Raw genomic sequence first — 14225 nt, 5'->3', positions numbered from 1 at the left:
TTGTTTAACCTTCAAAATTCATATTAAATGCCAATAAGACCTAAAGCAATTCAGATCATAACTAGCCTATTCCTGGCCTTGTTCATACTGGCTTGTGCAGAAGAAAAAAAGTACGGTCCTCCTAATGTCGCTGTAGACGAACTTAAAGGTGATTATAATAAATGGTATAATTACCAATATAGATATATCGACCTTACGGCCAATTTTTCTGCCTTGGACGAGCATTCCAATGATATTTCAAAAATCGATTTTTTAGAAAAGCTCACTTCAGGAAAATTCATTCCAATTAAAATGAACGCTGCTAAAAGTAGTCTTTATTACAAATTATTTCCAATCGACGAAAAATCACAAAAGCAAATAAGCACCTCCATGCGAAGTTTGGCTTCAATGCAATTCGTGAATGCCGGGCATCTTGGCAAAAATTATCCGCGTTTTTCCTTTCAGGACATTGAAGGGAATACCTATGACAGTAAGCAATTATCGGGAAAACACCTGGTCATTAAATACTGGTTTATCAACTGCAAACCCTGTGTGGCTGAAATGCCCGAGTTTGAATTCGTAAAGAATAAATATCAAAACCTTGATGTTAATTTCATCAGCATGGCATTTGATGATCCTGATGAGCTCAATGAGTTTTTTGAGGATAAAGAGTACAAAATACCAACGATTTCGGTATCTCAAAATTATATTTCTGATAGCATCGGGATCAAATATTATCCCACTCATTTATTACTGAATGAGGAAGGAAAGATTGTATCTGTTACCAATGATATGAAACACCTTAGAAGGCGGTTGAAAGATTTTGTTGATTAATTCGGAACCTTAAAATGAAAAAGACATTTGTGTTTATAATGATGGTCCTGGCTTTGTTTGGCTGTAAAAATGAGACCAAACCTGATAAAGCTGAAATAAAGGAAAAGGAAGTGGAATTCAACCAGGAACTGGCCGATGAACTGGCAGGAATGGCCGAGGTAGACCAGGTGGCAGCATCCATTCCACAGGGCAAATATAGGGCCTTGAGCCAGGAAGAGTGGAAAGCTTTTAAAGACAGTGTTTTCAGTACGCACCAGCTTAGGCTGGAAGAGATCTTCGAGAAGCATGGCTTTGTAGGTTTCGACCTGGCCGGAAGACAGGGTTCATTAAACTTCTGGCTGATGGTACAGCATTCAGACCACAAACCCGAATTTCAGAAAGAAGTACTGGAAAAGATGAAGATCGAAGTAGATAAAGGGAATGCCATTCCTTCCAATTATGGCCTATTGGTAGACCGTGTAAAGATCAATACAGGGGAGAAGCAGGTCTATGGAACCCAGGTCACTTACAATTTTGAGACTGGCCAGGCCTATCCAAAACCTTTGGCAGATAGTTCTGCGGTGAATGAAAGAAGGAAAGCGGTAGGACTGCCTCCTATAGAATCTTATCTCAACCAGATGACCGAGATGCATTTTGAGATGAACAAGAAAATGTACCAGCAAAAAGGGATCACGGAACCTAAGTTCTATGAGTCCGGATCCTGGTAACAATAATCAATTCGATGAAAGTAAGTAGCTTAATATGCTTTTGCCTGGTCATGAATGCCGCCTTCGCTCAGAAACTGGAGGGTAAATGGCTGATGACCAAAGAAGGCGATACCTATACCATTCCTGAAAACCTGCTGATGGAAATAAAGACCGATTCCCTGAAGTACTATAACTTTGATGAATTGTATACTTCGTTTCCTGTAAATATTGAGAAGAACAGGATCCTCATGGCCGATAATAAGGTAGATCTGGTAGAGTTCGTCAATGAAGACCGGATACGAATACGTAGTGAGGCGGAAACAAATGGAAGGGACTCGCTGGTGGTTACAGAATTCGTGAGGTTAAAAGAAACCCAAACGAATCTAAGCCCAGAAGAGATTCAGAAACTATCGTTCAACTTTAACTGGAATGATGAAAAATTCAGGCTTATCTTCAATAAGGAATTGGGTAATCCCAGGGTGATGGAAATAATGGGGAAGAAGGAGCTGACCAAAATCCGACTTGAAAAGATCGATGCTACCTATTTCGTTTCTATTTACAGATCGGGTAAAAGAAGTAGCGTTTTTCCAATCGAAAAAGTTACACAGGATGAAATGGTACTTTACGGAACGCCAAAAAAGCCTTACAAAATGCCTGGGAAAAAGGTCGAATGAAAAAAGAGGCGCCTATTTGGCGCCTCTTTTTCATTTATAAGATAATTAGAAGTTGATCTTTTCAGCTAACCTCTAGTGATCGTGATCATGATCATGATCGTCGTGATCATCACCATGGTGACCTAGCATAATCTCTACGAATGCTTCTTCCTGGTTTCCGGCTGCATCTACAACGATGATCCCCAGGTGGTATTCACCTTCAGCGATACCTTCTGGAATATCGATGTGCTCATGTGCATCGTAGGTTAACGGATTTCCGGTGATCTGGAAAGTCTGGTCGTAAGACCATGGCGTCTCTTCCTGTTGCTTAACAACGGAGTGAGTGTGACCATCTGAGTTGCTGTGTACCTCTACTTTGTAAGAAGCAAGGCCCTGGTTATCGGCAAGCTCAATGTCGAAATGCAGTTCACCGCCAATTTCGAATTCCTCACCGTTTTCAGGTTCGTTCAACATAATGGTTGGTTTCTCGCTGTCCAGCGCGTCATCATCATCGCTACATGCTGTAAATACACTCACAGTTAGCAATACAACTAAAATTTTTAAATAATCTTTCATTTTCTATATTTTAAATTTTTAAATCATTTGGTTTAGATATTGGATTTCGGTTTTAAGCAGTTCCTTCCGGCGGTCCTCTTACATAAAATCTCAGGTGATTAAATGTTGAATGGCTAATTCCAACATGTAAAAAGTCTTTTTTGGAGGAAGGAAATAACCCGGTGAGTTCTCCCTTCAAAATCTTTGGAAGTATTCCTTTATATTGTGCATGCAAAAAGTGATCTCCCCAGTGAGGTATTGTCTTTTTGCTAATTTTCAGTTCATCTAATTCATAGATATTGGCGTGCTCTTCCAGGACGAGGTGGGTCGTCCAGGCTATTGGTCCTGCAGCGAGCAGGATCAATAAGAACAGGCTACTATGTTTTAAGATTGAATCTTTCATGAGCCGCCAAATGGAATTTTGATGTTTAGCTGAATGTTTCTTCCCATTTCAGGTATCTGTAGCCTCCTGTAAAAACTGGTATGGTTGAAATATCGCTCATTCAGCAGGTTGTCTACCCTGAGGTTGACGCTTGCCTTAAACCCATTAATGTTCAGTCTGTTTTGCCAGCCTAAGCCCCATAACGCATAACCTGTTGTGATCTCTTCGCCCTGGGCGATGCGATCCTGTTCCATCATTAGCCGGTTATTAATGCTCAATTCTGAAAGATTGAAAACACCGGAATCCTGGAACAATTTATAGCCTACTTCGGTGAACAGGTTGTTGGCCGGTGTGAACGGCAAAGGAAAATTGCGGGACCTGTCTGAAGTCAATTGCTGGTTATACAAATATTCTCCTGCAAGGCTGAAATGCCAGCGACCAAACTCTTTATCTACCGCAAGTTCCAACCCGGTTAGAATAGCTTCAGATTCGGTGTATTTAAATAACTGTCCGGAGTGAGGAAGTACCGAAAAGGTTCCTGTAGGCTTAAGGAAAATATAATTGCTGAAGAAATAGGCGTATGGACTAATGCTGATATTCCAAGAATCTTTCACAAAACTCAGGTTAAGATCGGCCATAAAGCCCTGCTCAGGATCCAGGTTGGGATCTCCCTGCTCGTGCCTGAAAGACCCGTGATGAATCCCATTGGCTCCCAGCTCGATTGCTGTTGGCAGTCGAAATGCTGTTCCAACATTTATCTTGGTGCTCCAGTTTTTATTAAAACTGTGATCCCAGCCCATCCTGGCGTTAAGGCTGCTGAAATCCCGGTTCAGATCCTCGCTTCGCTGTGCATAGGCCCTGGCGGTCTCTTCAGGTTGGTTTCTTCCAATTAAGTATTCATATAAATTAGGATCATAGTAACCCTCCATATCAATGATTCCGTAATCGAATCGAAGTCCAAAGCTCCAAAGATTGTTCGCTGAAGCTTTATATTCATGAATGGCGAACAGCGCATAATTTCCGGCCTGGTATTCAGGAAGCAGGAAATTGAAACCGCTTATATCATTATCCTTCCATTGTAAATCCACCCCTACCTGAGTTTCATGATCCCTGTTGAAATTATGATGATAGATAGCCCTGGTAGAATAGGTATGCAGATCGAAATCCAGCTCCAGATTAGGGTTTACTTCCGGCGGTTCCTGGCCAGAATAATGGGTGTGGAATAAACTCCATTCCTGCCTGTGATTGCGTTGGTAGGCGATATCAAGATCCAGCTCCCCATTTTCATAGATGAAGTTTGAATTACTAATAACCTTGAAGTGGGTAACCCGCTGAAAGGGCTCTTCAATATTTCTCGCGTCTCCATCAGGCTGCACCCGGCTTATATCGGGGATGCCATGCGAGCCTGGGAAAAATCCAGATTTTTGATAGACTTTGCTAATGCTCAAACTGGATGAAAAGTTATCCTTTATGATCCCTGCCTGTCCATACCAGTCCAGTTCTTTCCCGGCGGTATTCTTCAGTTTTTCATCATAGATGGGGATATTGAAATTGAGATAGGAGATCTCTTCTGCAGGCAGGCTATAGTCACCAAATGAGATCCCCGTGAATTTTCCTTTTATGAACCAGTCATCTTGCGAATAGCTCAATTTAACCGAACTCCCCAGGCTGTTGTTCACGCTCTGGGCAAAGCTGTAAACATTCCCCGAAAATCCTTCGCTGGGCGTTGTATTGTTCTTGATGCGAACCACGCCGCCTATGGCATCACTGCCGTAAGCGATAGAACCTACACCTTTGACGATCTCGAGGTTCTCTACCTGTAAAGCATCTATTTCGAGGCCGTGATCGGCACCCCATTGCTGTCCTTCCTGTTTGATCCCGTTTTCGGCTACAGCCACGCGGTTGAGACCCAGCCCGCGAATGATGGGTTTCGAGGCCCCGGAGCCTATTTGCATGGCGTTAAAACCCGGCATCCTTTCCAGGGTGGAAGCCAGGGAACCGCTAAACTGGTTTTCGATAAATTCATTGTCAACATATAATACCTGCTGACTCGTTTTTTTATGTTCGTGACCTTCCAGTAAAACTTCTTCCAGCCCGGTAACAGAGGGGCTGAGTTTAAAATCCAGTTGGAGGTCCTGGTCAAGTTTAACCACGGTATCTACAGATTCATAACCTATCATGGTTACGTGAACCTCATGGAGACCATCGATCAATTGCGCAGTATATTTTCCATTAGAAGATGTCCAGAAGAACTTACCGTTAATTTTAACGTAAGCACCTTCAAGAGCATCCCCTGTTTCAGATTCTACGGTACCAGATAAAGTGTTTTTATCGGTATTCTGGGAAAAAGATTGGTAACCAAACAGGGATAAGAATAAACCTATCCAAAAAAACTTCATAAAATTCGTAAATAAAAAATGTGTAATAATCCTGATCAGGAATCAATCAGGCGAAAAAAACAATTGTTTAAATACGAGAAGCCGGTGGTGCTCTTAGAGAGAAGTAGAGGTCTGGAGAGCTCCAGGCGGTTTGAGTTAGTGAAAGTGAGTAAAGGGTTTCCTTGACAGGAACATAAACATCGTAAGAATGAAATTCAGGACAGTCGTAGCCCGATAAATTAAAGTCACAAATATCACAATCTATATTGGAGTCCACTATATTTTGATCTGAACTGGTAGATTGATCGAGATGTTCTAATGCTGAATTTCCTGAAAAAGCATGTTGAAAAATATGAACAGAGGGATACAGCAATGCAAACGTTAAAACTAACGCTGTAATTAAAGAGGTATATCCTGATGCTTTTTGCATGATTCGCAAATGTAATAAGTAGCAAACAATTTTCAAGCCAAATTTTGGAAAAGTTAGGTGTCATTCTAAAATCTATTCTGAATAAAAAAGCCCTGGAAATTTGATAATCTCCAGGGCCAGGCTTGTCCTTACCATTGTGTTATCGTTGGTAAGCCAGAACTCGTCGTGGCTTAACTTTTTCTGTTTTCTTATAGGTCCTTCCATACCATAACAAGAATCCGGTAACCGGAAGGGAAGCACAGAATAGGCTTATAAAAAATGCCAGTATCTTTCCGGGAAGGCCTCCAATTGCACCTACGTGGATATCATAATTCATTCTCAGGATCATATCTGATACTCCTGCCTCTTCATAAACGCCATAAATACTGGTCGTGGAAACTTCAGAAAGGTCATTCTGGTCAAAGAACCTGTAATCTGAATCGTAGTATACCCCTTCAGAATTACCTACTTCTACATAGATACTGTAATTTTCATCATAAGGATAGTGAATTTCATAGTCTTCAGCATCAGGGAATTTTTGCTTCAGCAATGGCATCAATTCTCTTATGGGCTCTTCACCTTTAGCTGCTGTAAGCACACCGGAGTTGTTCATAGGAACCAGGAATTCCACGTCTTTCTTACCGCCTATGCTTTTATAAAAACCGGCTCTAAAGGCATCGAAGGTCATGACAAGGCCGGTGAGAATAAAGAAAACCGCGATAAAACTGGCATAAAAACCTATGATCTGGTGAAGATCATAATTCTTTCTTTTCCATTTGGTGTTCGATTTCCAGCGAAACCAGGTTCTCTGGTCTCTCACCTTTTTGTTTTTAGGCCACCAGAGAATGATTCCTGAAACCATCATCAAAAAGAAGATTACCGTACTCCAGGCAACAATTTCGCTGCCTATAACTTCGGGCAGCCATAGATGCATATGTCCGTCAAGTATAAAATGGAAGAAACCACTTAGATGATCTTCTGTGTGAAGCACTTCTCCAGACCATGGATGCAGGAAAACAGAACTATAGAATTCTGGTTCCTCCTCGTAGAATATGACCTGAATGGGAGAAGTTCCACCTTCATAAAGAGTACCGTGAACATGTTTGCCGGGAAAGACATTCTGGGCAATTTCCTTTGCTTCCAAAGGATCCAGTTGTTCCTTAGACTGTGGAGTTACCTGAGGCACCTCAGTTGTTAATGCATTGATCTCTTCCTGAAATACCCACAGACACCCGGTAATAGAAACAATAAAAACCACCAGACCTGTGGCAAGACCCAGGTACAAATGGATTTTCCTAATTAGCTTTCTGGTAGTATTTTTTGTTTTTTTCTTACCCATAGATATTTGAAAAAACCGCCCGGCAACACGAACCGGGCGGCAAATTTATTAAAGTCTGTAGAAACCTTTAATGGTTTTTCCTTCTATTCGAGCTCCTCTGGTACCTGTAGCATTTTCTACATCAATCTGGTAGACATAAGCCTCACTTGCTGTCTCAATACTCATATACAGCTTTCCATCCTCTACCATAACAGGAGAAGAATATCGTTTGGCATGTAAAGGAACATTCGCAACTTCGGTCACTGTTTGTGCTTCCAGGTCAAGAATAACCAGTCTTTGGTTGAATGAAGTTCTTCCGAAAGCTCCCCAAGCGCCACCATCGTCGCTGGTAAGAAGTCTAGCAATTGCCTTTCCGTTTCCTACATAATCGAACCAGAATAGTTTTTCTCCTCCTGTAGCTACTTCAATATTAAAGAAGTAATCCTGGTCGAATTCTGTTTCTCCATTCTGAATACGAAGAATTCCTGATGGTTTGGTTGAAGCCGGTGCAAAACCTGCCATCTCGGCTCCTGAAGAAAAGCTGTAAATATCTCCATTATCGGCTTCAATCATCCCGGTAGTTGCTCCATTAACTCCGATATTAGAGGTTCTTGAATCTGAAATGATCTTAATTGGCTCCGATTCTACCTCTGGATAGGAATAAACCGCTACAAATGCTTCGTTGGCTTCCGGGGTGGTAAAATACCCTTGGGCGTCCAGTTTGTGGAAAGGAACGAAAAGGTTTCCTCCTCTTACCTCAATTGCTGAAGGCCATGCTATTAAACCTTCTTCTTCAGATTCGAAAATTGAGGTTTCCACTACCTTTTCTACCTGAACATCATCTACATCTACAAAGTAAAGTTTCTTGGGAGCATACCCGCTTCTTGGAATTTCAAATGCCAGTAAGGTTTCATCATCGTTGCTATGACCAAACATTTCCAGTGCATTGTCAAAGGTGAACTGTCCCTTTGCCACCACTTCGCCATCCTCGTTCTTGGCATAAGCTGTAGCCCTGTTATCCTCGCTATATCCTGAAGCAAAGAGTGTTTTGCCTACAGGATAGTAGAATCTCCAGCCGGTTTGCTCGATCCCGGTACCCTGGGCAGAAATAGTTCCTTCCATGATACTTTCCTGGGTGATGATGAATTCAGTTTCCGGGTCACCGGTAGTTTTGAAAGACATGGTGATATCTGATGTTTGAGGTTCCGGATCGGGGTTTAGATTTCCTCCATCATCATCTGTACTACATGCATTGAATACAAGTGCAAAGCAACTTAACCATACCAGTCTATTAAATGTTCTCATTGGTAATTATTAATTTAAATTATATCTAAGTTTTAAGTAAAAAGCTCTTCCAGGTTTCTGTATTCTGAAATTATCATAAAGCTCCTCATCAAAAATATTCATGAGGCTGAAGCTTATATTATATTTTCCTGAAACCGAACTGAACTCGGCTTCCAGGTCATTGGCGAATTGTGCAGGAATAATTGGTTTGGTGTCAGCACTTCCCAGGTTTTCCCAGTTCAGGAAAAATTCATGTACGTAATGAGTATTCCAGTAAAGCTGGAAGGTTCCCGTGTTGTCATTTTCGAAGATCTCGTAGCCCGCTCTCAGGTTTCCGAAAAAATAGGGAATATTAGGCACGCGTGACTGATAATTCACATTTGGAAGCCCCTCATCTGTTTTGGTTTGATCTGTAATATGCTGGTAGGTAGCATTAAGGTCCAGGCTCACTTTGGAATAATCAATTCCCCCGCTAAATTCTCCTCCAAGAGATCTTACGCTGGATAAATTCTCAAACTGTCCAAACGGTCCAACTGGTCGAAAACGGATAAAATCGGTTGAATTTCGCAGGAAGAAATTGGCTTCAGTTCGATACCTGATCGTATTTTGAGATGATCGATACCTCAAGCCCAGGTTGAAATTATCACTCAGTTCAGGTTCCAGAGTTGGGTTAGGATTGGTATAGATACCATCCCCAAGAATTTCATAGGTCTCCGGCAGTCTTACCGCATTCTCATAAGACGTCTTGACCTGGAAATTAGTATTGATAAAGTAAGTAGCAGCAACACCAAAACCTGTTCTGCTAAGATCGGTTGTATTCGTCAATACATTATCCTCAAAATCGTTGGTAGAGATATCAGCATCAAAAAGATACTGTTTGGTAAACAGGCTGGCATTCCATTTTTGGTTATTCGACCTAAAATTATAACCAAGTCCAAGAATGTATTTGTTCAGGGCATTCGGAAATTCAATAGCCGTATTAAATTCATTAACCGGGTCATAACCTTCCCGGTTTACCGAATTTTGTGTGATAGAAGCGTCCAGGTTATGATTTTCAGTGAGGTCATATCCTGCCTGTAAATTGCTTCGGATGATTTCATCATCCAGGAAAATATGAGAGCGCCTGTTAAAAAGTTCTCCCCGCATATCCTGCGCTGAACGTAAGATTCGGTCGCCTTCCCAGTTATATCGATATTTTGAAGTGTCAATGGTTTGTTGCTCGATCTCGCCGTAGAGAGCATAGGCACTTAGCCTTAATTTATCCCATTCCTTCAGGTAACGAACATCTATGAGCTTATTTTCGGCCCGGGTATGAAAGTCGCCAAAAACACGAATAATATTATTCGAGGGATGTTGCTGGTTGTTCCGGTTCTTTGAGAATGTGGCCGAAATAGCGATCTCATCGGCCCAGGTTCTATCAAAAAGCCCAAATTGGAGTTTTCCCATTCCTGAAGTGTATTCACTATGGAACCGGTCTGTGCTTATTTCCCCAAAATAATTACCTAGTTCCAGGTCATAAAGCGGTACCGCTTTCATCTCGTAATCATTGTCTGAATGATTAAAAAAAGAAAGAAACCTAAGGTAATACCTGGCCTCTTCATTGGAATACTGTCCATTTAGTGCTACTCGATGAGTATTGAACGAGCCAGAAGTATAAGAGGCATCCAGGAAGGAGTTCTTCCTGGAGCTGGTAGTGATATTTACAGCTCCTCCCAGCGCATCGGCTCCCAGGTTGATAGGTACCACACCTTTATAAACCTGTATGTTCTCCACCAGGTTAATGGGAAAATTATTTAGGCTAAGTGAAGATCCAAAGTTTTCCATTGGGATCCCATCTATAAAGAATCTCACCTGATTCCCGGAAAGTCCGTTTAACGACAGGGAAAAATCGGAACCCAGGCCTCCGGTCTCACGAATATTAATACCGGGAGATGTTCTTAGAAGTGTATTGATGTCTCCAGATAGGTTCTTGTATTGAGTAGTTTCAATCACTGAAACTTCAAAAGCTGTCTCTCGAATATTCTCGGCTTCGGTTTTGGCAATGATCTGTATCTCTCCTAAGTTCTCTGAACTTTCCTGAAGAACGAAATCGATTTTAAAATTTTCATCCCCTTTAAATTCAAGATTTCTAACAAGACCTTTGAATCCCATGCCTTCAATCATTAGGCGGTAACGGCCATTTGGGATATTCCTGATTACATATTGGCCGGATTCATCTGAAATTGCTCCTTTTCCAATCTCAGGAAAAAAGACATTGATGCCCATTACGGGCTCGTTGTTTTCATCGAAGATAATACCAGAAAGCTCATTGCCTTGAGCGAACAAGCCCTTACTTAAAAAAGTAAGTAGTGAAAGAATTATAAATTTTCCCGATGACCCCATTTAGAATTAGTCTAAATAAAGGCACGAAGATAATAGGAAATGTTTTTTCATTCAAATTTATTTAGAATCATTTTTAATAAAAATTCAGAATTAATTTGGATCGTACAGCCAGAGTGAGGTAGCACTATAAAATTTCCAGTTTTAGACAGGTGAACTCTTTCCCTGTTAAAAGACTGTTTTTGTGCATTGTATTAGAAGGTTGAGCTTAGATGTTCGCCAGCCTGGATTGTTCTTATTGAATTCTAAAAACACTGGTTTCAATAAGCCCTTTGTGATCGGCTGAAGTCAGGCTGAGAAGGATTTCTTTTTCTTTAGCCTTAAAATTAAATGGAGATGCCGTAAGATCCAGTCCGCTTTGTTTTTTTAGCCGGGTTCCCTGCCCCGAAATGATATCTATATTCGGAATAAAATCTCCGCTGGGAATATGTTCTGTTAATATTAGATATTTATAATCATACAGTTTTTCAAGGATAGACCGTACTTCAGAATTGGATAAATGTTGAAGCACCTGTCTTAAAATAACAATATCGGCAGAAGGTAATGCATCCTTCGCGATATCCAAACATTGGAATTCCAGCTTTTCAAATCGAAAACTTGCTTTATTAAAGTTTATTAGCGGTTCTACGATATCCACGCCAATATATCTGTCGGAGTGTTTTACTAGTTCCCTGCCCACATTAAAATCACCACAGCCCAGGTCACATACTACCGGAGGCTCATCAAAGGAATCTAAAAAACTGGAAACCACCTTGACATAAGGGTTTATAAGGTATGGGTCATGAGAGCCGGAACCCGAATAAAATTCTGTTTCGTCACCTCCCCAGAGTTTGAGTTCATAAACCTGCTCCATTGCATCTTTAGTAGGCCAGGGTTTCTTGGTTCTTTTAGCGGGTTTATGTTTGTCGTTTTTCATCGCTAATCCTTCGATGGAAATGATTTTACGAATATCGGTAATTCAGGCTTAAATAGGAAAGTGGGTTTAAGGCTTCAGCATCATGAAAAGTTATTTCACCCTTAGGTATAAAAATACTATATTGTTTCAAATTTTCGAGTGTCTATTTTCCGAATCACTTTAATATAAAGCCTTTGAAGAGTCCCATATTAAGAATTTTTTGCTTAATTTTTATTTCTTCCTCAGTTTTCAGCCAGGAAAAAATTGATAAATTCTATACCGAGAAAGGCGAAGAATTGAGTAGGAATGAATTCTACGAGCCACCTGGGAATAATGAATACCTTGCAGTATATATCGAAAAGGATTCGATAACAGTTGGAATCAGGGTTCAAAAGGAGAAATATGGACGCCTGGAGGATTCAACTTTCAATGCTTTAAGGCTTTATCTTAATAGTATGAATGCGGAAAAAATTGGGGAGGATGACCTGATAGTAATCAATTTTTTAACCGGCGTTACCTTAGAAGAACAAAACAGGAATGCACGTTCTTCCTGGAATATCTTTGAAGGTAATTATATTAGAAAGCTGAAGAAGGTCGCTGATGTTTCACAATACTGGATCTCCACATTACCCAAAGAAAAACTGAAATACTTTCATTCGAATAAGATCGACTGGAAGCAGGATAAGCAAGGAATGATACCCGAAGTTTTTTCGCCCTACGGCCTGAAATATGGATATTATATCATCATCAGGCCTAACGGAGATTATTATTACGAGATAGTAAATTCAGAGTTTGGGAAAAAACCAAGGAGATAAATAATTTGACCCTGGTAAATCAGGAATGATCTACTAGTCAATTTTAAAAATAAAATGATCAAGTAATTAACAAACCTTACCGTTATAAAGAAATTTAGTTATCTTGACCAGCGGAATTGAGCCTTGGAGGCAGGCAAGAGTAATTATTCCTTGTGAATTCCAAAACATTAAATTAGAACTTAAACCATCCAATATGAAAAAAAGACTTTCCCTCTTAGTTTTCCTTTTAGTTACAATAAGCACTTTTTCCCAGGAACTTTTTGAGGCTGTTGATAATGAAGATTATGAAAAAGTAAAATCACTGCTGGAACAGGAAAATGACCCCCTGGAATATTCCAGCACCGGGCTTTTTCCGCTCTGGAGGGCAACAGCTGACAATAATTATGAAATTTCAAAATTATTGATTGCTCATGGAGCAGATGTGAACCAGGAAATTAATGTGCCTCCTTCAACTTCCACACCTATAGAAATTCCATGCCAGGAAGGTTATTTCGAGATCGTTAAGCTCCTGGTTGAAAATGGTGCAGATGTAAATCATGTAGGTTTCCGTGGTTTTACACCCATACGTATTGCCGCCATGAACGATAATTTAGAAATAGTGAAGTTCCTCGCTGCCAGTGGAGCCAACATTGATGCGAGGGCAATGGATGGCGCAACACCACTGGAACACGCCGCTTCTAAAGGTCACTTTGAGGTGGTGAAGTTTTTGGTGCAACAGGGCGCGAATGTGAATAATGTGGACGAAGAAGGAGATTTTCCTATAGGTGAGGCTGCAAAATATGGATACCTTGATATCATTGATCTCCTGATAGAGAATAATGCTGATCTAAACCTGAAAAACGCCGATAATAAAAATGCGTATACCCTGGCAAAGGAAAGAGGACAAAGAAAAGCCGCAAAACTGATCAAGGAATATATGTAAAGAAGGTTTGGGTTTCCAGGAAGTCAGCCTAAGATGCCCTGGAATTAAAAAAGAAAATTGCCATTAGGACTAACTCTAAACCACAACCAATTAAATTATAGAAAATGAATAGACACTTATTCCTGATTTTGATGTTCTTATCGACTTTTAGTTCATATGCACAGGACTATACGATCTCTATTGGCGAGGAGGTTCTCGATATTGAGCTGGAAAGGGAATACAGTATTAACATTAATGGGGAAGAGGTGAAATTTAATGTAAGGACTAAAGATACGCTTACTTTGGAAAGTGAGATTTTTAGTTTTTCATATCCCAAGGATTATAAAATTTCCAGGATCGATTTGGGCGATGGTGTTTTTCAATTTATGGTGATAAATGGAGAAGGATCTGGATATATGATCCAGGAGTATACCAATATGAGTCCCTCGATGTTAAATGAAATTATGCTTAATGAACTCACTAAAGAGAGTATTAATTATGGTTTTAAACTGGAACGCCAGGATTATGTAAAAAAGCTGAATGACGGGATGGAGGTCAATGTGGATAAGGCTGTGCTAACCTACAAGGATGAAACAAATATTTATGAAATCATGTCCATTGGTAAAAAAGACGAAGGTATAATGGTGATCACCATGTCCATGGATGCGAATTTAAGTGCAGAAGGCCAAAAACTAATCTCTATGATGTGGGATAGCCTAACTCTAAAATAGAATTTCTCAATCCTTGATAAGAATCG

Annotated in this window: 14 protein-coding genes; 6 read left to right on the top strand and 8 right to left on the bottom strand. The window is 40.5% G+C overall.

What is annotated here, in order from left to right; translation table 11 throughout:
* Positions 1 to 27 precede the first annotated feature (27 nt).
* The 3 genes from MKO06_RS02955 to MKO06_RS02945 are packed head-to-tail and all read left to right on the top strand — an operon-like array spanning position 28 to position 2173.
* Positions 28 to 813 (top strand): TlpA family protein disulfide reductase, encoded by a 786-nt coding sequence (locus MKO06_RS02955; protein WP_241550850.1) that lies wholly within the window; start codon positions 28 to 30, stop codon positions 811 to 813.
* Positions 814 to 827: 14 nt separating this feature from the next.
* Positions 828 to 1520 carry a DUF6624 domain-containing protein gene (locus tag MKO06_RS02950; protein WP_241550849.1) on the top strand — a complete coding sequence of 231 codons (693 nt, stop codon included), beginning with the start codon at positions 828 to 830 and terminating at the stop codon, positions 1518 to 1520.
* Positions 1521 to 1534: 14 nt separating this feature from the next.
* Positions 1535 to 2173, top strand: a complete 639-nt coding sequence (locus MKO06_RS02945) for a hypothetical protein (protein WP_241550848.1) — start codon at positions 1535 to 1537, stop codon at positions 2171 to 2173.
* Between the two features lie 72 nt (positions 2174 to 2245).
* Here the strand turns inward: MKO06_RS02945 and MKO06_RS02940 are convergent, their stop codons facing one another.
* The 8 genes from MKO06_RS02940 to MKO06_RS02905 form a co-directional block, all read right to left on the bottom strand.
* Positions 2246 to 2728, bottom strand: a complete 483-nt coding sequence (locus MKO06_RS02940) for a DUF4625 domain-containing protein (protein WP_241550847.1) — start codon at positions 2726 to 2728, stop codon at positions 2246 to 2248.
* A 52-nt stretch (positions 2729 to 2780) separates the two neighbouring features.
* A complete protein-coding gene (locus tag MKO06_RS02935) occupies positions 2781 to 3110 on the bottom strand; it encodes a hypothetical protein (RefSeq protein ID WP_241550846.1) in 330 nt (109 codons plus the stop codon).
* Positions 3107 to 5488: a TonB-dependent receptor gene (locus MKO06_RS02930; RefSeq protein ID WP_241550845.1), complete on the bottom strand. Its 2382-nt coding sequence runs from the start codon at positions 5486 to 5488 to the stop codon at positions 3107 to 3109. Before MKO06_RS02930 ends, MKO06_RS02935 begins: the two co-directional genes overlap by 4 nt.
* A 67-nt stretch (positions 5489 to 5555) precedes the next feature.
* A complete protein-coding gene (locus MKO06_RS02925) occupies positions 5556 to 5897 on the bottom strand; it encodes a hypothetical protein (RefSeq protein WP_241550844.1) in 342 nt (113 codons plus the stop codon).
* A 139-nt stretch (positions 5898 to 6036) separates the two neighbouring features.
* Positions 6037 to 7215 carry a PepSY-associated TM helix domain-containing protein gene (locus MKO06_RS02920; protein WP_241550843.1) on the bottom strand — a complete coding sequence of 393 codons (1179 nt, stop codon included), beginning with the start codon at positions 7213 to 7215 and terminating at the stop codon, positions 6037 to 6039.
* A 48-nt stretch (positions 7216 to 7263) separates the two neighbouring features.
* Positions 7264 to 8499 (bottom strand): DUF4374 domain-containing protein, encoded by a 1236-nt coding sequence (locus MKO06_RS02915; protein WP_241550842.1) that lies wholly within the window; start codon positions 8497 to 8499, stop codon positions 7264 to 7266.
* A 9-nt stretch (positions 8500 to 8508) separates the two neighbouring features.
* Positions 8509 to 10803 carry a TonB-dependent receptor gene (locus tag MKO06_RS02910; RefSeq protein ID WP_256946149.1) on the bottom strand — a complete coding sequence of 765 codons (2295 nt, stop codon included), beginning with the start codon at positions 10801 to 10803 and terminating at the stop codon, positions 8509 to 8511.
* A gap of 289 nt (positions 10804 to 11092) precedes the next feature.
* Positions 11093 to 11773 carry a class I SAM-dependent methyltransferase gene (locus MKO06_RS02905; protein WP_241550840.1) on the bottom strand — a complete coding sequence of 227 codons (681 nt, stop codon included), beginning with the start codon at positions 11771 to 11773 and terminating at the stop codon, positions 11093 to 11095.
* 275 nt (positions 11774 to 12048) lie between these two features.
* On the opposite strand from MKO06_RS02905, the gene MKO06_RS02900 reads away from it, so the two are divergent.
* From MKO06_RS02900 to MKO06_RS02890, 3 genes are all read left to right on the top strand, one after another.
* Complete coding sequence (locus MKO06_RS02900; protein WP_241550839.1) at positions 12049 to 12567, top strand: hypothetical protein; 519 nt, start codon at positions 12049 to 12051, stop codon at positions 12565 to 12567.
* A gap of 193 nt (positions 12568 to 12760) precedes the next feature.
* The gene (locus tag MKO06_RS02895; protein ID WP_241550838.1) at positions 12761 to 13489 is read left to right on the top strand and encodes an ankyrin repeat domain-containing protein; all 729 of its coding nucleotides are present in this window, start codon (positions 12761 to 12763) and stop codon (positions 13487 to 13489) included.
* Between the two features lie 104 nt (positions 13490 to 13593).
* On the top strand, positions 13594 to 14199 hold the full coding sequence (locus tag MKO06_RS02890; RefSeq protein WP_241550837.1) for a hypothetical protein: 606 nt from the start codon (positions 13594 to 13596) through the stop codon (positions 14197 to 14199).
* The last annotated feature ends 26 nt before the right edge of the window (positions 14200 to 14225 follow it).

The sequence above is a fragment of the Christiangramia oceanisediminis genome (assembly GCF_022570735.2).
Classification (GTDB): Bacteria; Bacteroidota; Bacteroidia; order Flavobacteriales; family Flavobacteriaceae; genus Christiangramia; species Christiangramia oceanisediminis.
This window is presented reverse-complemented; position numbering and strand designations above follow the sequence as displayed.

Excerpts from the sequence above, each read along its gene's own strand:
- MKO06_RS02895 (WP_241550838.1), top strand. The coding sequence starts at position 12,761 with ATGAAAAAAAGACTTTCCCTCTTAGTTTTCCTTTTAGTTACAATAAGC.
- MKO06_RS02935 (WP_241550846.1), bottom strand. The coding sequence starts at position 3,110 with ATGAAAGATTCAATCTTAAAACATAGTAGCCTGTTCTTATTGATCCTG.
- MKO06_RS02905 (WP_241550840.1), bottom strand. The coding sequence starts at position 11,773 with ATGAAAAACGACAAACATAAACCCGCTAAAAGAACCAAGAAACCCTGG.
- MKO06_RS02940 (WP_241550847.1), bottom strand. The coding sequence starts at position 2,728 with ATGAAAGATTATTTAAAAATTTTAGTTGTATTGCTAACTGTGAGTGTA.
- MKO06_RS02930 (WP_241550845.1), bottom strand. The coding sequence starts at position 5,488 with ATGAAGTTTTTTTGGATAGGTTTATTCTTATCCCTGTTTGGTTACCAA.
- MKO06_RS02925 (WP_241550844.1), bottom strand. The coding sequence starts at position 5,897 with ATGCAAAAAGCATCAGGATATACCTCTTTAATTACAGCGTTAGTTTTA.
- MKO06_RS02890 (WP_241550837.1), top strand. The coding sequence starts at position 13,594 with ATGAATAGACACTTATTCCTGATTTTGATGTTCTTATCGACTTTTAGT.
- MKO06_RS02945 (WP_241550848.1), top strand. The coding sequence starts at position 1,535 with ATGAAAGTAAGTAGCTTAATATGCTTTTGCCTGGTCATGAATGCCGCC.
- MKO06_RS02915 (WP_241550842.1), bottom strand. The coding sequence starts at position 8,499 with ATGAGAACATTTAATAGACTGGTATGGTTAAGTTGCTTTGCACTTGTA.
- MKO06_RS02950 (WP_241550849.1), top strand. The coding sequence starts at position 828 with ATGAAAAAGACATTTGTGTTTATAATGATGGTCCTGGCTTTGTTTGGC.
- MKO06_RS02955 (WP_241550850.1), top strand. The coding sequence starts at position 28 with ATGCCAATAAGACCTAAAGCAATTCAGATCATAACTAGCCTATTCCTG.
- MKO06_RS02920 (WP_241550843.1), bottom strand. The coding sequence starts at position 7,215 with ATGGGTAAGAAAAAAACAAAAAATACTACCAGAAAGCTAATTAGGAAA.